15 protein-coding genes, 1 other RNA gene and 2 pseudogenes are annotated in these 21,513 nt (G+C 73.1%); 7 read left to right on the plus strand and 11 right to left on the minus strand.

All coding sequences use genetic code 11. The features are described from left to right. Together A6A08_RS13295 and A6A08_RS13300 are read left to right on the plus strand one after the other, a co-directional pair. Positions 1–732 (plus strand): annotated as a pseudogene (locus tag A6A08_RS13295) (hypothetical protein); the annotation flags it as partial. A gap of 338 nt (positions 733–1,070) precedes the next feature. Next, complete coding sequence (locus A6A08_RS13300) at positions 1,071–3,440, plus strand: bifunctional SulP family inorganic anion transporter/carbonic anhydrase (RefSeq protein ID WP_073702909.1); 2,370 nt, start codon at positions 1,071–1,073, stop codon at positions 3,438–3,440. Here A6A08_RS13300 and A6A08_RS28210 read toward each other — a convergent pair. The 6 genes from A6A08_RS28210 to A6A08_RS13325 form a co-directional block, all read right to left on the minus strand. After that, positions 3,389–3,538, minus strand: coding sequence for a hypothetical protein (locus A6A08_RS28210; RefSeq protein ID WP_199866922.1), 150 nt, complete (start codon positions 3,536–3,538; stop codon positions 3,389–3,391). The genes A6A08_RS13300 and A6A08_RS28210 overlap by 52 nt on opposite strands. Positions 3,539–3,874: 336 nt before the next feature. After that, positions 3,875–4,260, minus strand: an RNA gene (gene rnpB / locus A6A08_RS13305) — RNase P RNA component class A. A 52-nt stretch (positions 4,261–4,312) separates the two neighbouring features. Continuing rightward, positions 4,313–4,951, minus strand: coding sequence for a histidine phosphatase family protein (locus tag A6A08_RS13310; protein WP_073702910.1), 639 nt, complete (start codon positions 4,949–4,951; stop codon positions 4,313–4,315). After that, positions 4,948–5,709 (minus strand): zinc ribbon domain-containing protein, encoded by a 762-nt coding sequence (locus A6A08_RS13315; RefSeq protein ID WP_073702911.1) that lies wholly within the window; start codon positions 5,707–5,709, stop codon positions 4,948–4,950. Before A6A08_RS13315 ends, A6A08_RS13310 begins: the two co-directional genes overlap by 4 nt. Positions 5,710–5,807: 98 nt before the next feature. Continuing rightward, positions 5,808–6,677, minus strand: a complete 870-nt coding sequence (locus tag A6A08_RS13320) for a Nif3-like dinuclear metal center hexameric protein (RefSeq protein WP_073702912.1) — start codon at positions 6,675–6,677, stop codon at positions 5,808–5,810. A gap of 4 nt (positions 6,678–6,681) precedes the next feature. Then, positions 6,682–7,680: a YafY family protein gene (locus A6A08_RS13325; RefSeq protein WP_073702913.1), complete on the minus strand. Its 999-nt coding sequence runs from the start codon at positions 7,678–7,680 to the stop codon at positions 6,682–6,684. Between the two features lie 62 nt (positions 7,681–7,742). On the opposite strand from A6A08_RS13325, the gene A6A08_RS29140 reads away from it, so the two are divergent. Together A6A08_RS29140 and A6A08_RS13335 are read left to right on the plus strand one after the other, a co-directional pair. Continuing rightward, positions 7,743–9,125, plus strand: coding sequence for an FAD-binding oxidoreductase (locus A6A08_RS29140; RefSeq protein ID WP_073702914.1), 1,383 nt, complete (start codon positions 7,743–7,745; stop codon positions 9,123–9,125). A 106-nt stretch (positions 9,126–9,231) separates the two neighbouring features. Beyond that, on the plus strand, positions 9,232–10,095 hold the full coding sequence (locus A6A08_RS13335) for a deoxyribonuclease IV (RefSeq protein WP_073702915.1): 864 nt from the start codon (positions 9,232–9,234) through the stop codon (positions 10,093–10,095). Between the two features lie 17 nt (positions 10,096–10,112). Here A6A08_RS13335 and A6A08_RS13340 read toward each other — a convergent pair whose 3' ends face one another. Next, on the minus strand, positions 10,113–10,745 hold the full coding sequence (locus A6A08_RS13340; RefSeq protein WP_073702916.1) for a helix-turn-helix transcriptional regulator: 633 nt from the start codon (positions 10,743–10,745) through the stop codon (positions 10,113–10,115). A 101-nt stretch (positions 10,746–10,846) separates the two neighbouring features. Further along, positions 10,847–12,154: an MFS transporter gene (locus A6A08_RS13345; protein ID WP_073702917.1), complete on the minus strand. Its 1,308-nt coding sequence runs from the start codon at positions 12,152–12,154 to the stop codon at positions 10,847–10,849. Positions 12,155–12,383: 229 nt separating this feature from the next. On the opposite strand from A6A08_RS13345, the gene A6A08_RS13350 reads away from it, so the two are divergent. The 3 genes from A6A08_RS13350 (at position 12,384) to A6A08_RS27580 (ending at position 16,037) form a co-directional block, all read left to right on the plus strand. Continuing rightward, positions 12,384–12,734 carry a hypothetical protein gene (locus A6A08_RS13350; protein ID WP_073702918.1) on the plus strand — a complete coding sequence of 117 codons (351 nt, stop codon included), beginning with the start codon at positions 12,384–12,386 and terminating at the stop codon, positions 12,732–12,734. Positions 12,735–13,120: 386 nt separating this feature from the next. After that, positions 13,121–15,505 carry a Tex family protein gene (locus tag A6A08_RS13355; protein ID WP_073702919.1) on the plus strand — a complete coding sequence of 795 codons (2,385 nt, stop codon included), beginning with the start codon at positions 13,121–13,123 and terminating at the stop codon, positions 15,503–15,505. A 265-nt stretch (positions 15,506–15,770) separates the two neighbouring features. Further along, a complete protein-coding gene (locus A6A08_RS27580; RefSeq protein ID WP_073702920.1) occupies positions 15,771–16,037 on the plus strand; it encodes a hypothetical protein in 267 nt (88 codons plus the stop codon). Between the two features lie 24 nt (positions 16,038–16,061). Here the strand turns inward: A6A08_RS27580 and A6A08_RS13365 are convergent, their stop codons facing one another. The 3 genes and pseudogenes from A6A08_RS13365 to A6A08_RS13375 all read right to left on the minus strand — a co-directional run bounded on the left by A6A08_RS13365 (position 16,062) and on the right by A6A08_RS13375 (position 21,476). Next, entirely contained in the window at positions 16,062–18,095 is a 2,034-nt protein-coding gene (locus A6A08_RS13365; RefSeq protein ID WP_073702921.1) for a CocE/NonD family hydrolase, read from the minus strand. 22 nt (positions 18,096–18,117) lie between these two features. Then, positions 18,118–19,399 (minus strand): annotated as a pseudogene (locus A6A08_RS13370) (acetyl-CoA carboxylase biotin carboxylase subunit family protein). 571 nt (positions 19,400–19,970) lie between these two features. Then, positions 19,971–21,476, minus strand: a complete 1,506-nt coding sequence (locus A6A08_RS13375) for a carboxylesterase/lipase family protein (protein WP_073702922.1) — start codon at positions 21,474–21,476, stop codon at positions 19,971–19,973. Positions 21,477–21,513: the final 37 nt, after the last annotated feature.

Below are 21,513 nucleotides of genomic sequence, written 5' to 3' on the forward strand. Positions count from 1 at the left end.
CCGGAGTTCGACACCGGCAACCACACCCGCCCCGCCTACGACACCGACTCCTTCAACCTCGACAACTACGACACCGGACCCCACACCCACAGCCCCTACACCAGCGGCACCCACAACCGGGCCGCCTACCCGGACCCCAACCCTCCGCTGTGGGGCGGGCAGGAGAGCGGTGAGGCGTTCGGAGCCCCCGGCGGTTCCGGCGGAACGGGCCTACCGGGAGGGATGAGCGATCCGGGAGGCATGGGCGGCCCCGGTGCCACGGGCGGTGCGAGCGGTTCCCACACCCCGGTACACGGTGTGCCCTCGCCGTTCGACCAGGGTCCCGCGGGTCGGCCCCCCGGTCCCCCCTCCTCCCCCGGCGGGCCCGCGTTCCCCGGTGAGGCGCAGAACCACCCGTACGGCTCCTATCCCACGGGCGGCCACCCCGCCGGACGGGCCCACGGTGACCTGCCCCCGGGATACGGCGGCCATCCGGGAGCGGGCGACCGCTTCGACCCCTCGACGGCCGGCCCCGCGGGCGGCTACCCCGGCACCCCGAACGGCGGCTATCCGACCGGGCCGCAGCAGCCCGAGTACGGCGGCTACCCCGGTGAGGGCTGGCGGCCCGGCGGCGAGGGAGACCGCCCCAGCGGCCCGCAGGCCCCGGCGCAGTACCCGGCCGATCCGCACGACCGGCGCGGCTACGGCCAGGAACACTACGAGGGCGGTTACGAGGACGGCCGGTTCCTGTGACCTTCCCTACGCGCTCCGGTAACACCCGGTAGCGGGCTGCCGGGTGTGACGCCCGGTGCGTTTCATCGCTTCACACCCCCGAGGTGGTGGGCAAACCCCACCGCCTCGGGGTTTCTTCTGTCCGGGTTCTCCCCGCGGACGCGTGAAGTCGGGAAAATGGTTACCAAAACCACAACAGTCCGTAACATCGCGCGCCAAGGATTGGCTACAGTTGGTGATTGACGCGACACTCTACGGGCTCGCTCGTCCCTTCGCCTCCACGAGCGTCCCCCACCCGGACACCGCCGTCCCCGAGCGCCCACGCACCACATGCCTGGTCCAACCCGAACGGAGCAACCATGCGCAACGACGCCCAGGGAGTCGCGCCCGAGAGGCCGCCCGCCGTCGCGGCCGCACCCGGGCCCCGCATCGACCGCACGAGGATCGCCGCCGACGTCGGCGCCTCGCTCGTGGTCTTCCTGGTCGCCGTCCCCCTGTCCCTGGGGATCGCCGTCGCCTCCGGCGCCCCGCTCATCGCCGGGATCATCGCCGCCGTCGTCGGCGGGATCGTCGCCGGACTCGTCGGCGGATCGGTGGTGCAGGTCAGCGGCCCGGCCGCCGGTCTGACCATCATCGTCGCCGATCTGATCATGACCCACGGCTGGCGGACCACCTGCCTGATCACCCTGCTGGCCGGACTGGTCCAGCTCGCCCTGGGCGCCTTCCGCATCGCCCGGGCCGCCCTGGCCGTCTCCCCCGCCGTCGTGCACGGCATGCTCGCCGGGGTCGGGGTCACCATCGCCCTGGCCCAGCTGCACGTGGTGCTGGGCGGGGCGCCCCAGAGCTCGGCCCTGGCCAACATCGCCGACCTGCCCCACCAGATCGCGCACAACCACAGCCCGGCGGTCGCGGTCGGCGTGATCACCATCGCGATCATGTTCACCTGGAACAGGCTGCCCTCCCTGGGACGGTTCCGGCCCGCCGTGGTCCCCGCCGCGCTGGTGGCGGTGGGCACCGCGACCGTCATCGCCACCATGAGCCGGTGGCAGGTGGAGACCGTCGTCCTGCCCGACTCGCTCGCCGGCGCCTGGAACGGTCCGATGCTGCCCGAGGCCGGGCAGTGGCACGGCGTGGCCGTGGGTGTGGCCGCCGTGGCCATGGTCGCCAGCGTCGAGTCGCTGCTCGCCGCGATCGCCGTGGACCGGCTGCACAGCGGACGCCGGGTCATGCTCAACCGGGAGCTGTGCGGGCAGGGCGCGGCCAACACCATCAGCGGTGCGCTGGGCGGGCTGCCCGTCGCCGGTGTGATCGTGCGCAGCACCACCAACGTGCGCGCGGGGGCCCGTACCCCGCTCTCGACCATTCTGCACGGGGTGTGGATCCTGCTGTTCGTCGCACTGTTCGCGAACGTGGTCGAGCTGATCCCGATGCCCGCGCTGGCCGCGCTGCTGGTGTTCATCGGCGTCCAGATGGTCTCGGTCGCCCACCTGCGCGACCTGCGCCGCCACCACGAGGGCAGCGTCTACCTGGTGACCCTGCTCAGTGTGGTCTTCCTGGGGCTGCTCGAAGGGGTGTCCATCGGCTTCGCGCTGGCCATGGTCGTGTCCCTGCGCAGGCTCACCAAGCTGACGGTGACCACCGAGGAACGCGCCGACCGCGTGCACGTCACCGTGCACGGCTCGCTCACCTTCCTGGGTGTTCCCCGGCTCGCGCACGTGCTGCGCACCGTCCCCGGGGGCGCGCGGGTCGACCTGGACCTGCACGTGGACTTCATGGACCACGCCGCCTTCGAGGCCATCCACGCCTGGAGGGTGGACCACGAGCGCACCGGTGGCAGCGTCGACATCGACGAGGTGCACGAGAACTGGTACACGCGCAACTCCACGCTGTCGGCACCCGCGACCAAGACCGGGCCCGAGGGCCTGGCCCGCTGGTGGGCACCCTGGGACATGCGCGGCGACGCCGGCCGCGAGGTCAACCCGCTGGGCCTGTTGGCCGCCGGCGCCCGCGAGTACCACTCCAGTACGGCCGACCGGATGCGGTCGGTGATGACCCGCCTGTCACACGGACAGCACCCGACCGCTCTGTTCGTCACCTGCGCCGACTCGCGGGTGGTGCCCAACCTGATCACCTCGAGCGGGCCCGGCGACCTGTTCACGATCCGCAACCTCGGCAACCTCGTGCCGCCGCGTGAGGCTCCGGGCGACGGGTCGGTGGGCGCGGCGATCGAGTACGCGGTGAACGTCCTGCGGGTGCCGTCGATCGTGGTGTGCGGCCACTCGCACTGCGGGGCGATGAAGGCCCTGCTGGAGAAGGCGCACCTGGAGCCGGGCGAGGCGGGGACCTCGCACATGTGCCGGTGGCTGGCCAACGGCGCGGGGAGCCTGGCGCGCGCGGGCGAGGACTCCGGCGCCCTGGCGGGCCTGCCGACCGCCGAGGCGCTGCGCCGCCTGGCCCAGGCCAACGTGCAGGAGCAGATGGGCAACCTCATGGGGTACCCGGTGGTGCGCGAGCGGGTGGAGTCGGGCGAGCTGGAGCTGTCGGGAATGTACTACGACCTGGAGACGGCGAGGGTGCACCTCCTGGACGCCGGGACGGGTGAGTTCACGCCCGTGCGGGGCGCCCAGGGTGCGAGCGAGCCGGTGCCCCGCCCGAGGCCGGGCGCGGTCGAGGGGGATCAGCTGCTGGACGAGTCCTCTTCGGGGGCGTCGTCGCGGCCGTCCTGCTGAACACCCGACGCCTGGTAGGAGGCGAGCAGGATGATCACCACGATGGCCAGGACCGGCAGGCCGAAGAGAGCCACCCAGAAGGTGGTGGATTCGAACAAGAGTCACCCATTCCCGTGAACGCGGATACCCGTGGGCCGTCGACCCCGGACGTCGGTCCACGGGCGTACACGCTCCGGAACTCGCCCGGGGTGGGGAGCGCAAGGCCAATCTATCGGTGCGCGAGGGCAGGAGGCCATCACCGCCGGGCTGTAGGAATGTAGCCGTGTGGCGCGCCCCGCGCCGATGGCCGCGAACGCCCCCGGAGACGGACGGGCCCGCGCCCGGGCGGGTCGCCGGACGACCGGGCCGACGGGTCTTCCCGGTCGGCCCGGAGCAAACAGGGAGCAGACACGGCCGGCTCTCCCGCACTGCGGCGCAGGTCAGAGACTTGGAGGAGGGGGAGTCGGCCGATAAGCCGGATTCTGTCGGTCCCGAGGGACCGGACGGCCATCCATCTGGGACCGCCGTTGCCGACGGCCTCGGTGCGGTCTACCCGCGGACTCGGGCGGGCCGCCCTCGAACATCCGCGCGGGGACCCTGGGGTCCCCTTTTTGACCTTGCTCCGGGTGGGGTTTACCGAGCCGACCGAATCACTCCGGCCGCTGGTGGTCTCTTACACCACCGTTTCACCCTTACCACCGCGAGCGGTGGCGGTCTGCTTTCTGTGGCACTGTCCCGCGGGTCACCCCGGGTCGGTGTTACCGACCACCCTGCCCTGTGGAGTCCGGACTTTCCTCGAACCCGCGCACCTGGCGCGGTCCGCGGCCGTCTGGCCGACTCCCCTCGCTCCCCATCCTACGCCCTGGCGGGAGCCCCGATCGCCCTGCCGGCCCTCAGTCCAGGTGGGCGGTGTCGTTGAACGAGCGCACCACCATGGGGCCGTCGGCGAACACGTCCACCTCGTTCAGGCACGCGGTGTCCAGGTGCATCCGGGACAGCGCCTCCAACGGGGCGAGCACGGCCTGCTGCACCACCACCTTGATGGGTGTCACGTGCGAGACCACCAGGACGGTGCGCCCCCGGTACCGCTCGACCAGGGCGTCCCGGGCGGCGACCACCCGCCGGGCCACCTCGGCGAAGCTCTCCCCGCCGGGCGGGGCGTTCCCGGGGTCGGCCAGCCAGCGGTCGACCTCGGCCGGTGCCTCGGCCCTGGCCTCGGCGAACGTCATCCCCTCCCAGGCCCCGAAGTCGGTTTCGACGAACCCCTCGTCGATCTCGACCGGAAGCCCGAGCGCCTCGGCGGCGTGGGCGGCGGTGTCCCTGGTCCGCAGCAGCGGCGAGGAGACCACCGCGTCGATCGGCCGCGAGGCCAGGCGCTGGGCCGCCGCCTTGGCCTGCGCCTGCCCGTCCTCGGTCAGCGGGATGTCCTCCCGCCCCGCGAAGCGGCGCTCCACCGACCACGGCGTCTGCCCGTGCCGCAGCAGGACGAGCCGGGTCGGCGCGGTGTCGGGTGCGCCCCAGACGGTGCTCACTGCCCGTCCTGGGGGTTCAGGCCCGACTCCTCGGTGCGGACCAGGATGCGGCGGCAGTCCTCGCAGCGCACGATCTCGTCGGCGGGAGTGGCCTTGATCTCGTTGAGCTCGACGGTGCTCAGAGCCAGCTTGCAGCCCCCGCAGCGGCCGTAGCGCAGCTGGGCGGCGGCCACACCGTCGTACTGGGCGCGCAGCTTGTCGTAGAGGGCCAGCAGGTCGGCGGGGACGTCCTCGGCCACGCGGGCGCGGTTCTCGACCACGCGGGCGCGGTCCCACTGGATTCCGGCCGCGGCGGTGTCGCGGCGGGCGACCACCTCGGTGTGCTCGGCCACGGTCCGCTCCCGCTCGGAGGTCAGGCGGGCCACCTCGGCGTTGAGCTCCTCCGCGCGCTCCATCACCTCCAGGACGACCTCCTCCAGCTCGGCCTGGCGGCGGCCCAGAGAGGCGATCTCCGACTGCAGGTTCTGCAGTTCCTTGGCGTTGGTGATCTGTCCCGACTCCAGGCGCTTGGTGTCCCGGTCGGCGCGGGTGCGCACCTGGTCGACGTCGCTCTCGGCCTTGCGCTGCTGGCGTTGGACGTCGGAGGCCTTGGTCTGGGCCGAGATCAGCTCACTGTCGATCTGGTCCACCCGCTCCTTGAGCCGGGCCGCCTCTGCGACCTCCGGCAGGGTCCGCGCGCGGTGGTCCAGGCGCTGGAGTTCGGTGTCCAGCTCCTGGAGGTCGAGCAGTCTGGCCTGTGTTGCGGGTTCGGCTTTCACGTGTGACGTCTCCTGGGGTGGCTGGGGAAGGCGAGGATGCCGCCCGCGCCCTACTCTGTGCAGTTGGTCGGACCGCCCCGCTGCGGGGCGGCGGGCTCTCAGACGTGCGGGACGGCCTGTGACCAGGCGTCCGTCACCGTCGTAGAAACGCGGATCTCCACGTTAGCCGCATCGGGGCCGGCCGTGCGCCCGAGCGCCTCGGCCAGGTGGTCCGCGCCGTCGGCCAGCCAGGGCCACTCGCTGGCGAAGTGGGCGGTGTCGATCAGGGCGGGGCCACCCGGTTCCTCCACGAACTCCGAGGCGGGGTGGTGGCGCAGGTCGGAGGTGACGAAGGCGTCCACGCCGGCGGCCCGGGCGGCGCCGAGCAGGGAGTCTCCCGCGCCCCCGGACACCGCGACGGTGGTCACGAGGCGGTCCAGGTCACCGGCGACGCGGATCCCGGCGGCGGTGGCGGGCAGTCCCCGCGCGACCTGCTGGGCGAACTCGCGCAGGACCACCGGCCGGTCCAAGGCGCCGATCCTGCCGATGCCGCGGCGCCCCTCGGAGTCGGTGGGGTCGGGGTCCAGGGGGCGCAGCGGCCCGGTGAGGCCGACGGCGCCGGCCAGGGCGTCGGAGACCCCGGGCGAGGCGGTGTCGGCGTTGGTGTGCGCGGTGTACAGGGCGGTCCCGGAACGGATGAGCCGGTGCACGATCCGCCCCTTGGGGGTGTTGGCGGCCACGCTGGTCACACCGCGGAGCATCAGCGGGTGGTGGGTGATGACCAGGTCGGCGCCCCAGGTGAGGGCCTCGTCGACGACCGCGTCGACCGGGTCGACGGCGAACAGGATCCGGGCGACCGGCTGGGCGGGGTCGCCCGCCACGAGTCCGACCGCGTCCCAGGAGGCGGCCCACCCGGGCGGGTAGACCTGTTCGAAGGCCGTGGTCACGTCGGACAGTGTGAGGTGCGCGGTCTCGGTGTTCACGGCCACGAGACTAGCGCTCTCCGTGCCCGTCGGCGACGTGTTCGCGCACCCCGGCCAGGCCGGAGGCGAGGGCGCGCAGTCGCTCGGCGACCTCGGGCGGGGCCTCCAGCGTGAAGGGGGCGCCGAGGGAGAGGACGGCGGCCGTGTACTGACAGACCAGGTCCAGGGAGTCGGCGCTGATCCGGACCCGGCAGCCGTGGTCGTCCAGCGGTTCGACCCCTCCGGGCAGGGGGCCGTGGAAGCGGGTGCGGAAGGCCTCGGCGGACAGCCCCACGGTGACGCGCACGGTGTGGCCGTACACTCCGGCGGCGAAGAGGCGGGTGAGGAAGGCCGCCGGGTCGGGCGCGGGGAGCGGCCTCGGTGTGAACCGCCTGTGGGTGGCCCTCGGGCCGCTGACGCGGTCCACCCGGAAGGTGCGCCAGTCGTCGCGGTCGGTGTCGTGCGCGATCAGGTACCAGTGCCCGCCGTGGGCGACCAGGTGGTGCGGCTCGACCCGGCGCTCGCGCGCGTTGCCCGCCCGGTCGCGGTAGTCGAAGCCGGTGACCACGCGGTCCCGGCAGAGGGAGGCCAGCAGCCCCAGAACGGTGGGGTCGACCCTGACGGGCGCCGCCACGTGCGGCACGGCCGAGGCGGTGTCCCGGACAGCGGCCAGGCGCGGGCGCAGACGGGCGGGCAGGACGCGTTCGAGCTTGGCCAGGGCCCGTGGCGCGCTGTCCCCCACACCGGTGACGGTGACCAGGCCCAGGGCGGTCGCGACGGCCTCCTCGTCGTCCAGCAGCAGCGGTGGCAGGTCGCGTCCGGAGGCGAGCCGGTAGCCGCCCGCGACACCGGGCGTGCCCTCCACCTGGTAGTCGAGTCCGCGCAGGCGCTCGACGTCGCGGCGCAGGGTGCGGGCGCTGACACCGAGCCGTTCGGTCAGTTCCGCGCCGCTCCACTCGCGCCGGAGCTGCAGCAGCGACAGCAGGCGCAGCAGCCGCTGCGGCATCTCCCCGCGTACGGATCCGCTCATGGACGCAGACTGCCAGAGATCGCGGCCGTGATGTGACCGCATCGGTTCCTACGGTGGCCGGCATGAGTGAGAAGACGAACGACACGGACATGGTGCGGGACCTGGCCGGGCGGGTGACCGGACCGGTGCACGCACCCGGGACCGACGCCTACGACGAGGCGCGCACGGGGATGCAGTTGTTGGACCGGCACCGGCCCGGCGCCGTGGTGGAGGCCGCCGACGGCGAGGACGTGCGCGCGGCCGTGTCCTGGGCGGCGGGGCGGGGCCTGCCGGTGTCGGCCCAGCTCACCGGGCACGGGCTCGGCGCCGGCATGGAGGGCGGCGTCCTCATCGTCACCCACCGCCTCGGCGAGGTACGGGTGGACCCCGACCGGAGCACGGCGTGGGTGGGGGCCGGGGCCACCTGGCAGATGGTGGCCGACGCGGCCGCCGAGCACGGCCTGGCACCGCTGTCGGGCAGCGCACCCGGTGTGGGGGCGGTGTCCTACACGCTCGGCGGCGGCGTGGGACTGCTGGCCCGCAGGTACGGGTTCGCCGCCGACCACGTACGGCGCGTCGACCTGGTCACCGTGGACGGCCGCCTGCGCCAGGTCACCGAGGAGGGCGAACCGGACCTGTTCTGGGCGGTGCGCGGTGGTGGCGCGGGCGCGTTCGGCGTGGTCACCGGGATGGAGATCGGCCTGTTCCCGGTCCCGCGGATCTACGGCGGGAGCCTCTACCTCGACATGACGGCCGAACCCGGTGCGCTGGAGGCGTGGCGGCGGTGGACCGGGACGGTGCCCGAGGAACTGACCTCGGGCGTGTCCACGCTGGTCTACCCGGACATGGACGGGGTGCCCGAGGAGCTGCGCGGTCGCCAGGTCGCCCAGGTGTCGGTGGCCTGGTCCGGAGCTCCCGAGCAGGGCCCTGCGGTCGTGGAACCGCTGCGCTCGGCCGCCCCGGTGCTGTTCGACACCCTGCGCGAGATGCCCTACGCGGAGTCGGGCGAGGTCTTCGACGAGCACCGCGACCAGGCGGGCTTCCGGGGCCGCAGCGTGCTGGTGGACCGGTTGGACGAGGAGGCGCTGGCCGGGCTGGCCCGGTTGACGGGGTCGGCGCCGTTCTTCTGCGTGGTCTGGCTGCGCCACCTGGGCGGCGCCCTGGCCCGCGGACCGGAGGCGGCCAACGCGGTCGGACACCGAGGCGCCGCCTACGCGCTGACGGTCATGACCTTCGCCGACCCCGAGGACACCGGGGCGATGCGCGACCTGCGCGAGGAGGCCGCGGCGCTGTTCGACGAGCACGCGGTGGGGCGCTCGTTCACGCTCGGGTTCGGGCCGATGGACGAGGAGGAGGTCCGTGAGGTCTTCGACCCCCGCGACCACGAGCGCCTGACCCGGCTCAGGGCGGAGTACGACCCGGGCGGGATCCTCCACTCCAACCGCCCGATCCCGGCGGGGCGCTAGGGCCCCGGTGCGGCGGCGGGAGCACCGCCGCCGCGCCCCTTCGGGAGCGCCCGGTGTGAGCACCGGCACGGACCGGCCGCTCCACGCGGCCTCTAGGCTTTGGGCGATGAGCAACAGTGAGCAGCAGCGGCCTCCGTCCCCGGTCGGCGCGCACGTCCCGGTCGCGGGCGGCATGGCCACCAAGGGCCTGGCCTACGCCGAGGAGATCGGCGCCGAGACCGTCCAGGTGTTCGTGTCCAACCCGCGCGGGTGGGCGACCAACGGAGGCGATCCGGCGCAGGACGCGCTGATGCGCGAGCGCACCGACCTGCCCGTGTTCGTGCACGCCCCCTACCTGATCAACCTGGGCACCCCCGGCGAGGAGACCGCGGAGAAGTCGGTGCGCTCACTGGAGCACGCGCTGCGCCGCTCGGCCGAGATCGGCGCGCTGGGCGTGGTGGTGCACACCGGTTCGGCCGTCTCCGGCGGTCGGGACGCGGGGCTCTCGCGCACCCGCGAGCGGCTGATGCCGCTGCTGGAGGAGTTGGGCGAGGACGTCCCGCCGGTGCTGCTGGAGCCGATGGCCGGTCAGGGCCAGGTGCTGTGCGCGACCATCGACGACCTGGCCGCCTACATGGAGGTCCTGGAGTGGCACCCGCGCGTGGGCGTGTGCCTGGACACCGCGCACATGTTCGCCGCCGGGCACGACGTCTCCACGGCGGAGGGCATGCGCGCGGCGCTGGACCGCTTCGGCGAGGTGGTCGGCGCCGACCGCCTGAAGGTCGTGCACTGCAACGACTCCAAGGCCGCGTGCGGCAGCTGCAAGGACCGGCACGAGAACATCGGCGCCGGGCACATCGGGGCGGAGCCGTTCGGGGAGCTGTTCCGGCACCCGGTGAGCGCCGGGGTGCCGCTCGTCCTGGAGACCCCGGGCCCGGCCGGCCCGCACGCCGCCGACGTGGCCACGCTGAAGAAGCTGCGCGGGGCCTGAGCCCGCCCCTTCAGGGGTCAGTCCTCCTCGGCCTCGGGCAGGACGGGGAAGAGGTTGACCTGAAGCTCGACGCTCTCGGTGCCGGGGTGGGTCTCGGGGGTCCGGTCCCGGAGTCGTTCGGCCTGGGACCGGAGGAAGCCGTGGAGCGCCTCGGCGAACTCCACGGTCTCCTCCGGGGTCATCCGGACGTGGCTGGTGGAGTCGGTGGCGGCGTCCTTCCACCGCCGCACCGCGGGGGCGTCGGGGGTCTGCGACACCGACGCGGTCCACCGCTCGAACCGCTCCTGCCGCTGCTGGTAGTAGCGGCCCAGGACGCCCTGGACGACCGCGCGGGTCTCGGGCCTGCTGAGGAACTCGTGCCCCCGCATGCGCCAGCCGCCGGGCCGGATCCGCCACCACCGCTCCCGGCCGCCCGCGCGCCCGGGCTCGTCGCCGATGAACCCGTAGCGGGACAGCTGGCGCAGGTGGTAGCTGGTGGCACCGCTGCTCTCCCCCAGGCGCCGGCCCAGGAGGGTGGCGGTGGCCGGGCCGTTGAGCGCGAGTTCGTCCAGGATGCGGGCGCGCAGCGGGTGGGCCAGGCCGCGCAGGGCCTGGGCGTCCACCTGCAGCTGTTCCTCGGTGCCGGGGAGCGCTTCTGAGTCGTCGTTCATGGCGTCACCGTACTGCGGGAGCCCCTGCGCCAACAGGTCATTGCAAACCTTTCTTTGCCTCGTGGGCGCACGTGTGCGCCTCCGAGGGCCCCGGGCGGGGGTCAGCGGCCCTGGTCGGCGTCCAGCTCCGCGGTGGCCTCGTCGGACAGACGGGCGCACTCGGCGACGGCCCCGCGGAAGACCAGGGGCGTGACCACCATGACCAGCCCGCCGACCAGGAAGGGCAGGGCCAGGTCGATGCGGCCCAGCAGGCCGCCCAGGAGCGCGCCGACCGGCGCCAGGCCCCAGCCGAGCATGCGGCTGGCGGCGGCCGCCCGGCCGCGCAGGCGGGAGGGGACCACGGTCTGGAAGAACAGGGAACCGGCGACGTTGGAGACCGTCATGCACAGGCCCATCACCCCCCACACCGCGGCGGCGAGCCAGGCGTGGGGCAGCAGGCCGACCATGAGCAGGCACGCCCCCATCCCCAGGTATCCGCCCATCATGACCGCCCTGCGTCCGACGAGCACCACGAGCCGGGAGGCCGACACCGAGCCCAGGAGGCCGCCGACGGCGATCGAGGAGACGAAGAGCCCGTACAGGGCCTCGGGGACGCCCAGGACGTCCTGGGCGTAGAGCACCAGCACGGACACGGCCATCTGGACGCCGATCATGATCCCGGCGTTGTTGAGCATCAGGGCCCGCATCAGCGGGTGGCCGAAGACGTAGCCGAGGCCCTCCCGGAGCGAGCGCAGGGCCCCCTGGCCCGGTTCGGCCTCCCCCTCGTCCTCGGGTGCGGCGACCAGGGAGGGGGTGCGCCGCAGCATCACGGCGACGGTCGCCACGAGCACGGCGCACAGGCCGTAGGACACCGCCGTCCCGGCCACGGGCAGGACGGCGGCGACGGTGAAGAGCACCCCGGCCACGGGAGCGGCCAGGCACTCCTGGGCCACCAGTCGGCCGCCCTCCAGCCTGCTGTTGGCCCGGTCGAGCAGCCGGCCCGGCACGATGCGGGAGACGGTGATCCGGGTGACCGGGTCGGTGACCGTCTCACAGCAGACCACCACGAACAGCGTCGCGTACATGGCCCAGATCGTGGCCTGGCCGGTGGCGACCGCCGCGGCGAGGACGGCGACGGCCGCCGCGGCGACCGTACTGGAGACCGTCATGGCGCGCAGGCGGTCCACCCGGTCGAGCAGCACGCCCGCGAAGGGGCCGACGAGCAGCCAGGGCAGAAAGCGGGCCACCACCAGTCCGGAGACGGCGAGCGGATCGTGGGTCAGGGTGGCGGCGATGAGCGGCAGCCCGGTGGCGAGCATGCCGTCGCCGAGGTTGGTGAGGGTTCCGGCCGCCCAGAAGCGGTGGAAGGCCCTGCCGAGGCGCTCCTTTCCCGGCGGCGTGGTGGCGGTGGCGAAGGGTTCGGTTTCCATCTCGGTCTCCTGGGGTCGGGAGGATGGCACCACCGTATTCCAAAGATCTCTTTGCAAAGATGCCCATGCAAATATTTCCTCTCATTACAGGAGGGGGTGACTCTGTCACACTGCGCCACGGAGTACGCATCCGCGACCGCCCCGAGCCCGGAAGCCCGTTATGGGCGACAATGGGGACAAGCCCCGGGATCCGGGGCGGGTCGCGGATCAAGGAATGAGGTGTCGCCGGATGGATCCGGTCTCCATGGTCTTCGGAGCCACGATCGCGCTCGGTGGGTTCCTGTTCGGCCGCCTGGTGACCAAGCGCCAGACACGGGAGACCCTCGAACAGCAGCGCCGACAGGAGCAGTCCAGGGCCCTGGGCGGCTCGCAGAACCCCCAGCCGCTCTGCGGGTGCGGCCACCACCTGGTCTTCCACGACCAGCAGAGCAAGAGGTGCCAGACCCAGGTGGTCATCCCCGGCCGCTGGACCGGGCAGGCCAGCTCCACCTACCGCCAGTGCATGTGCCAGGGGTACCGGGGCCCGCTCCCCCTCGACGAGTACTACGCCCCCGACTACCTGAACGAGACCGACGGCTGACCCGGGGTCCGCCGCCTCCGTACGCGAGCGCGAGGGGCCGACGCGCGGTCGTCCACAGGGACTACCGCCGACCGGCCCCTTCCGCTTTCCTGGAACAGGGGGTCCGGAGCACCGCACGCTCCCCGGACCCGCCCCCCGAGACCGCGCGACCGCAAAACCCCGCCCCCCGCACGGCGGCGCCGCACCCGCCGCCTTTGCGGAACCACCCCTTTCGCCCCGTTCCCGCACGCCGGTGCGGGACATCCGCGCACCGCCCCGGCGGGACCGGTGCGCGACCGGCGCCACAGTGCGAGAACCTGGGACACGGGACCCGCCGGGATGACAATGTCCTCCCCCGACACCAGAATGTCCCCGCACCGAACAGCCAGAGAGTGGACGTTGAACCAGTGACGACCCCTGCGACACCCACGATCGACCAGCGCATCGCCGAGGAACTCGGCGTGGGCGCGCACCAGGTCACCGCCGCCGTCGAGCTCCTCGACAGCGGATCGACCGTGCCCTTCATCGCCCGTTACCGCAAGGAGGCCACCGGCGCGCTGGACGACATCCAGCTGCGCGCCCTGGAGGAGCGCCTGCGCTACCTGCGTGAGCTGGCCGAACGCCGGACCACGATCCTGGAGTCGATCCGCTCCCAGGGCAAGCTGGACGAGGAGTTGGAGGCCCGCATCAACGCGGCCGACTCCAAGGCCCGCCTGGAGGACATCTACCTCCCCTACAAGCCCCGGAAGCGCACCAAGGCCCAGATCGCGCGCGAGGCCGGACTCGAACCGCTGGCCGAGGCCCTGCTGGCCGACCCCGCCCTGGACCCGCAGGAGACCGCCGACGCCTACGTCGACCCCTCCAAGGACGTGGCCGACACCAAGGCCGCCCTGGACGGGGCCCGCGCCATCCTGGTGGAGCGCTTCGCCGAGGACGCCGACCTCACCGGCCTCCTGCGCGAGCGGCTGTGGGAGAAGGGCCGCCTGGTCTCGGCCGTCCGCGAGGGCAAGGAGGAGACGGGCGCCAAGTTCGCCGACTACTTCGACTTCTCCGAGGCCCTCACCGACCTCCCCTCCCACCGCGTCCTGGCCATGTACCGGGGCGAGAAGGAGGAGGTCCTCACCCTCACCCTGGAGCCGGAGGAGCCGCCCGCCCAGAACCCCGACGGCACCACGCCCCGCAGCACCTACGAGAACGCCATCGCCCACCACTTCGGGCTCGTGGACCGCGGCCGGCCCGCCGACCGCTGGATCCAGGACACCGTGCGCTGGGCCTGGCGCACCCGCATCCTGGTACGGCTGGACATCGACGTGCGCATGCGGCTGTGGCAGCGGGCCGAGGACGACGGCGTGAACGTGTTCGCCGCCAACCTGCGCGACCTGCTGCTGGCCGCACCCGCCGGGAGCCGCGCCACCCTCGGCCTGGACCCGGGGCTGCGCACCGGCGTCAAGGTCGCCGTCACCGACGCCACCGGCAAGGTCGTGGCCACCGACACGATCTTCCCGCACGCGCCCCGCCGCGACTGGGACGGCTCCATCGACAGCCTGGCCAGGCTGTGCGCCGCCCACTCCGTGGAGCTGGTCGCCATCGGCAACGGCACCGCCTCCCGTGAGACGGACAAGCTCGCCGCCGACCTGATCAAACGCCACCCCGAGCTCAAGCTCACCAAGGTGATGGTGTCGGAGGCGGGCGCGTCGGTGTACTCGGCCTCGGCCTACGCCTCCGAGGAGCTGCCGGACCTGGACGTGTCGCTGCGCGGCGCCGCCTCCATCGCCCGCCGCCTGCAGGACCCGCTGGCCGAGCTGGTCAAGATCGACCCCAAGTCGATCGGCGTGGGCCAGTACCAGCACGATCTGGCCGAGGCGAAGCTGTCGCGCTCGCTGGACGCCGTCGTCGAGGACTGTGTGAACGGCGTGGGCGTGGACGTCAACACCGCGTCGGTGCCGCTGCTGACCCGGGTCTCGGGCGTGACCTCCACCCTGGCGCGCAACATCGTCGCGCACCGCGACGCCAACGGCCCCTTCCGCACCCGCAAGGAGCTGCGCTCGGTGCCGCGCCTGGGCCCCAAGGCCTTCGAGCAGTGCGCGGGCTTCCTGCGCGTGCCCGGCGGCGACGACCCGCTGGACGCCTCGGCGGTGCACCCGGAGGCCTACCCCGTGGTGCGGCGCATCCTGGACCGGGTGGGGACCGACCTGCCCTCGCTCATCGGCAACAAGGACGTGCTGTCGCGGGTGCGCCCCGAGGAGTTCGTGGACGACACGTTCGGCCTGCCGACGGTCAACGACATCCTCGCCGAGCTGGACAAGCCCGGCCGCGACCCGCGTCCGGCCTTCACCACCGCCACCTTCAGGGAGGGCGTGGAGAAGCTGGAGGACCTGGAGCAGGGCATGATCCTGGAGGGCGTGGTCACCAACGTGGCGGCCTTCGGCGCGTTCGTGGACGTGGGCGTGCACCAGGACGGCCTGGTGCACGTCTCGGCGCTCTCGCACAAGTTCGTGGAGGACCCGCGCGACGTGGTCAAGCCGGGCGACATCGTCAAGGTCAAGGTCCAGGACGTCGACATCCCGCGCAAGCGCATCTCGCTGACCATGCGCCTGGACGACGAGGCCCCCTCCGGCGGCGGCAGGGGCGGCCGTGAGGAGCGCGGCGGCCGCGGTGGCGGTGGCGACCGCCGTCGCGGCGGCGGCAGCGGCCGCCGGGGCGGCGGACGAGGCAACGGCGGTGGTGGCGGTGGCGGTGCCCCACAGGGAGCGATGGCCGAGGCGCTGCGCCGCGCGGGCCTCGGAAAGTAGCGCCCCCGCCCGGGCCCTCCCGACGGCGGTCCCGGAGCCGAACGTGCGGGAACGGAGCGCCCCGGTGTCCGCGGACACCGGGGCGCTGCGCGACGCCGAGCGGTTCACGGCCTCCCCCCGCCCGGGCGGATACGTGCGCGGGTGGACGCGATCGTCTCGCAGGGCTCGCCCGCCGCCGCGCTGTCCCCGAGCCTGCGCTCGGGGATCCTGGACGAACTCGCCACCCCCTGGCTGGACGAACCGGACACGCTCACCAGGTTCCGCGGTGCCGCGCGCCGTGGACGAGGGCTCGGCGCACGAGCTGATGTCCGTGGCCGAACCGGCGTTCTCGGCCCGGCTGGCGGCCCTCACCGACCAGGCTCCGCCGCGTTACCCGCTGGCCGAGCGGCACGCCCACCTGAACGAGCTGGCCGCGCGCCTGCGCCCGGCCCTGCCGCGGATCACCGACGAGCGGCTCCTGGCAGGGGGCGCCGGAATGGTGTGGACCGCCGTGGAGTGCCGGGAGCGGCTCACCTGCCCGGCCCGGGCCTGACCCACGCGGACGGGGGCGCCGGGCTCAGACGCAGTCCCGCGGGATCACCGAGGTGTAGATCTTCGTGGCCACACGCCTCGTGCCCTCGTAGGCGTCGAGTGTCGCGTGCAGGTGGAAGTCGGTCGCGGTGGAGGTGAGCACCGTACGGGTCTCGGTCCGCACGGACCAGTCGCCGCGGGCGAAGCCCATCGTCCACGCCGTCTCGCCCCGGACCGAGTCGTAGTCGTCGTGGACATGGCTGTAGCGCTCGTCCGCGCGCCGGGTCACCTCCAGGTCGATGTCGTCGAAGCGCACCGTCCCCAGGTCCTTGACCACGTTCAGCGAGGACTCGTAGTTCACGAGGTCCTGGTTCAGGTCCCACCGCTCCTCGCCCGACTCGATCCGGCTCGTCGTGACGGGGGCGGTGCCCTCGGGTTCGCCGAAGGGCGCCACCTCACGCCCGTCGCCCTCGCTTTCGGCAGGGCGTACCGGAAGGTGGACGCGGGTGTGCTCCCCCTGGAACACGGAGAGGGTCACCGGTTCGGGCGAGGGCCACACGAGCGGCCAGTAGGAGGTGGAGACCGAGATCCTCACCCGGTGTCCGGGCGGGAACGCCTGCGCCACCCCGTTGAGGGGGACCGAAACGCGGTACCTGCGCCCGGGCACCAGCTTCTCCGGCCTCTCGTGGCCGTTGGCGTGGGTGAGGTTCAGCAGCCCGTAGGTCACACGCGTGGCCTGCCCCTTGGGCGTGACGTCGCTCAGCCGTACCGCGATCATCGCGTCGGGCCGGTCCACGGCGAGTTCGAGTTCGACCACCGCGGAGCCGAGGATCTCCAACCGCTCGGGGAGCGGCACGCTGTCGAAGACGATGGAGCCGCCGTCGTCCTCGCGCTGGTCGTAGGGCAGGTCCGGAGGGGCGTTGTAGGAGCACCACTTGCCCGCGTGCTGTCCGGTGGACAGCGGAGAGGACAGGGTCAGGGCGCCCTCCCTCTTCTCCGGCTCCCCCTCTCCGAGCACCCGGCCGGCCCCCAGCGAGCGTGACTCGAACACGATGTTCGGTGACGGCCACTCCCGCTCACCGACCCAGCGCCCGGGCCGCTCCTCGTAGGCGGTGGAGGGGACCACGCTCTCCTGCATCCAGGCCCGCAGGGCGGGCGCCTCCATCACGTCGTTGTCGATGCCCTTGAGCCAGCGGTCCCACCAGCGCACCAGTTCCTGGAGGAAGCCGATGGCGGGGCCGGGCTGGCCCAGGTGCGGGTACTTGTGCGACCAGGGGCCCAGCAGCCCGAGGCAGGGAACCCCCAGTCCCGCCAGCAGCCGGAAGACCGAGTTGGAGTAGCCGTCGGCCCAACCGCTGACGGCCATGACGGGCACCTGGATCGCACCCAGGTCCTCGATCACCGAACCGTGCTTCCAGTACCCGTCCCGGTGCTGGTGCCGCAGCCAGGTGTCGAGCCACAGGCCGCTGTGCTCCAGCCGCTCGTGCCACATCTTCCGCCACTGCCCGCCGACCAGGGCCGGATCGGGCGGGCAGGAGTTGTAGGCGAACATCGTGGAGGCCCAGGACAGGTTGTCCCCCAGCAGGCACCCGCCCATGAAGTGCACGTCGTCGGAGTACCGGTCGTCGGTGGAGGAGGCCGTCATGATCGCGCGCAGACTCTCGGGCCGCCGTGCGGCGACCTGCAGGGCGTTGAACCCGCCCCAGGAGATGCCCATCATGCCGGTGCGGCCGTCGCACCAGGGCTGGTCGGCGAGCCAGGCGAGCACCTCCTCGGCGTCCAGGAGCTCGCGCTCCAGGTACTCGTCGGTGAGCACGCCCCCGGAGTCGCCGCTGCCGCGCAGGTCCACGCGGGCGCACGCGTACCCGTGTCCGGCCATGTAGGGGTGGTGTATCGAGTCGCGTTGCGCGGTCAGGTCGCGCCTGCGGTACGGGATGAACTCCAGGACCGCCGGCACCGGGTCGTTCTCGCTCCCCACCGGGCGCCAGATCCGTGCGGCGAGCCGGACGCCGTCGCTGAGCGGGATCTGGATGTACTCGTCCTCACGGACGTCGTTCGGAAGATCGCTGACGGTCCTCATCGTCACCGGCTCCTCTCTGTGCTCAGTCCTCTTCGGCGATGTCCCGGATCGTGAAGGGCAGCCCCTCCACGCAGGCCCGGTACCTGCGCTCGCACTCCGCGCTGTCCCCCGCGCCCACGAACACGTGGGCCAGGTCGAAGCTGTAGCTGTCCTGGATGGCCAGGTCGGAGAGCCGCTGGCCCCGGCTCACGACGACCTCCACCTTCGTTCCCGGTACCTTCTCCTCCGCGCGCGATGTCCTCCTCGGTGGGCACCGCCGAGACGAGGCCGTCGCGGAAGCGGCGCAGGAACCACTTGGCGGCCACCGCGTACCCCCCTTCGCGTTCCAGCTCGGGCTCCTCACCCAGGGCGACCCGCAGGCCGATCTCGTGGTTGGACACCCCGCGCACGAGCTCGAACAGCCTGGCGTGTGACTGGGAGTGCCGCGGATTGATCTCCAGGAGCCTGATGGCGCCGCTCCGCGGGTCGTGGAAGTACTCGATGTTGAAGGTGACGTCGTCCAGTCCGACCCGGGAGATCACGCGCTCGGTCAGATCGGTCAGGCGGTCGACGACCTCCTCGGGTACGGAGGAGGGGTACTCGAAGCGCAGGAAGCTCGACGTGCCCGGATAGCAGGGGGAGTCGACGATCCCGTAGACGTGGGGAACGCCGCCGCGGACGTAGCCCTCGACGGTGAGCTGGTCGCCCGTGGCCTCCTCCTCGACCATCGCGGCCGTGCCCCCGGCCTCGGCGACCTCGGAAGGCAGCCGCACCCGGTCCATCACCCATTGGAAGGGCTCGCCGAGGCGCCCGGCGCCCGCCCTGATCTCGTCCATCGCCTCGCCGAACCCGGTGTCGTCGGTGACCCGGAAGGCCAGCTCGGAGGAGAAGGACTTCACCGGTTTGACCCACAGGGGGTAGGACAGCCCCTCCGGCTTGGCCGTGGCGTCGAGGTCGACCTCGGCGAACCGGGGGACGGCCTCGGGGATGACGGCACGCTGCTCCAGACGGCTCCAGTACTTGTGCTCGCACCGGACGACGGCGTCCAGGGGCGCGCACGGCAGTCCCCGTTCCCGGCCGAGCAGCGGCACCAGCGAGCTGACCGGGAAGTCCCAGAAGCCGAGGATCGCGTCGACCGTGTCGTCGAAGGACTCCAGCCTCTCCGTCGCCAGGGCGAGCAGGCCGGGCATGTCCACCTCCCGGTCCTGGCCGAGTTCGTCGAGGTCGAGCAGCGGGAGGAAGCGGTAGCCGCGTTCGTCGGGCAGCGAGAGCAGGACCTCGTGGTTCTGTTCGTCGAGACCCAGAACGAAGACGTTCGTGGTCATCGTTCACCTCCGGGGGGTGGTGTTCGCCGGCGGCTGCGTCCGTCCCCTGGCAGATCTCCTCTTCGGAGCGCCCGGCAAGCCCCGGTGACACCCGCACCTACCCATGAGGGGCCGCCTCTCCCGCCCGGTCCGGTCAGATCGGGGAGTTTCCCGGACTTTTACCTCCGACCCCGGCTGCGGGGAAAGCCGTCGGGGCGAAGGCGCGCCGGCGGCCCGGTCGGCGCCTCACCAGACGGGGCGCGGCGGGGGCGGTCACCAGCTGAGCACCTGGCGGGCGCGGTTGGAGCCCGGCTCGGCCTCCCCCGAGCACGTGATCGACCGGAACCAGGTGTGGATGCCCGTCTCCGGACGGTTGGAGGTCGGCGCCGACGGCGAGGAGGCCGGCATGGCCCCGGACAGGCCGCCGTGATCCCCGCCGGAGCGGTCCGCCGGGTACGTACCGGCGACACTCGCGGCGAGGCGCTGGTGTGCATGGTCCCCGGCGACCGAGCCTCCGTCGCCGCGCGGGAGGGCTCGGCCCCCTCCCCCGGGCCGGCCCGCGGACGCGGGCCGGCCGCCGGGTACCGCGCGTCTACCTGGGGGCGAGGGCCGCACCGGCCCACAGGGCGCGCACGGGCGAGGGGTCGTCGGCGTGCACCAGGTCCTCGGTGTTCCACACCTTGACCGCGGTGGCGTCGGCGCTCACGGCGGGCCACCCCGGGTCGCCGGTGGCCGCGAAGTCACGCCAGGCCGCGACCATGCGCTCCGACAGCGCCCGGTGCTCCTCACCGGGCTCACCGTCGAGCAGGAACCTTCCGAAGTCGGTGTCCAGGTTGCCGAACGCGAACGGCAGGTCGAAGGCGTGGCACGAGCCCAGCCGCCCCTGCATGGCGGGGCTCTCCGCGGCCAGCCGGAAGAAGTGGGCGCGGCCCCCGGCCGCGGCGTGGGCCTCGGCCACGCGCGCGGTGTACTCGGCGAACAGGGCGTCGCCCTGGATCGCGGCGTACAGCTCGCGCAGGGTGGCCCCCGGGTGCACCTCGCGGTAGGCGGCCACCGCGTCCTCGCCCAGCCCGAGCCGGGAGGCGGTCACCATCAGGGCGGACTCGCCGTCGATCTCCACGTCCTGCCCCAGCTCGGTGAACAACCGGTACTCGTGGGCGTTGTGGCCGACGAGCAGGTCCACCTCGGATGCGGCGCCGCGCGCCACCGCGTCCAGCGGGGCCTCGGGCAGCTCGGGTCCGCCGACCACGGGCGCGAAGCAGGTGAAGGGCCGGGTGCGCACGCCCCCGGACTCCCGCGACGGGGAGTGGGCCAAAGCGAAGTCGACGGCCTCCAGCAGCCTCTCCGGCGGCAGCGCGGCCAGCGCATCGGCCTCCAGCGGGACCCCGGCGGCCTCGGCGATCCGCTCGGAGACGGAGCGCGCGGTGTCCACGGTGAGCATGTCGCCGGGGACGCTGTGCCCGATCGCCCGCCGGAAGAGCCCCCGGGCCGACGGGGAGGCCATGAGGGACACCACCGACCCGGCGCCGGCGGACTCCCCCGCCACCGTCACGTTGTCGGGGTCCCCACCGAAGGCGGCGACGTTCTCCCGCACCCACCGCAGGGCGGCGGCCTGGTCGAGCAGGCCGCGGTTGTCGGGGCGTCCGGGAACGTGTCCGAAGCCCTCGAAGCCCAACCGGTAGTTGATCCCGACCACGACGAGGCCGCTCTCGGCCAGCCTGGTGCCGTCGTAGGTGACCTCGGAGGCGGCGCCGACGATGTAGGCGCCGCCGTGGATCCACACGAGTACGGGTGCCCGGTCGCCCTCGCGTGCGGCGGTCCACACGTTGAGGGACAGGCAGTCCAGGGACGTCTCCGGGCTCCAGGGCGCGGCGCCGAGGAACTGGGCGCCCTGCGGGGGCGGCGGGCCGAAGGAGGTGCAGTCGCGGACGCCGTCCCAGGCGGAGGCGGGCGCCGGGGCGGAGAAGCGGTGTTCGCCGAAGGGGGCGGCGGCGTAGGGGATGCCCCGGTAGACGGTGACCTCGCCGCTCTCCGAGCGCGGCGATGCGGTGCCCCGGACCCGTCCGGCCATGGTCTTCACTGTGCGTTCGGCGTCCACGTGCGTCCTCCCGATCGGTTCACGACACCCCCACCTA

Source organism: Nocardiopsis sp. TSRI0078, assembly GCF_001905145.1.
GTDB lineage: Bacteria > Actinomycetota > Actinomycetes > Streptosporangiales > Streptosporangiaceae > Nocardiopsis.

Coding starts and splice junctions, on each gene's coding strand:
- A6A08_RS13300 (WP_073702909.1), top strand. CDS start 1,071: ATGCGCAACGACGCCCAGGGAGTCGCGCCCGAGAGGCCGCCCGCCGTC.
- A6A08_RS13325 (WP_073702913.1), bottom strand. CDS start 7,680: ATGAGCGGATCCGTACGCGGGGAGATGCCGCAGCGGCTGCTGCGCCTG.
- A6A08_RS29140 (WP_073702914.1), top strand. CDS start 7,743: ATGAGTGAGAAGACGAACGACACGGACATGGTGCGGGACCTGGCCGGG.
- A6A08_RS13335 (WP_073702915.1), top strand. CDS start 9,232: ATGAGCAACAGTGAGCAGCAGCGGCCTCCGTCCCCGGTCGGCGCGCAC.
- A6A08_RS13340 (WP_073702916.1), bottom strand. CDS start 10,745: ATGAACGACGACTCAGAAGCGCTCCCCGGCACCGAGGAACAGCTGCAG.
- A6A08_RS13345 (WP_073702917.1), bottom strand. CDS start 12,154: ATGGAAACCGAACCCTTCGCCACCGCCACCACGCCGCCGGGAAAGGAG.
- A6A08_RS13350 (WP_073702918.1), top strand. CDS start 12,384: ATGGATCCGGTCTCCATGGTCTTCGGAGCCACGATCGCGCTCGGTGGG.
- A6A08_RS13365 (WP_073702921.1), bottom strand. CDS start 18,095: ATGAGGACCGTCAGCGATCTTCCGAACGACGTCCGTGAGGACGAGTAC.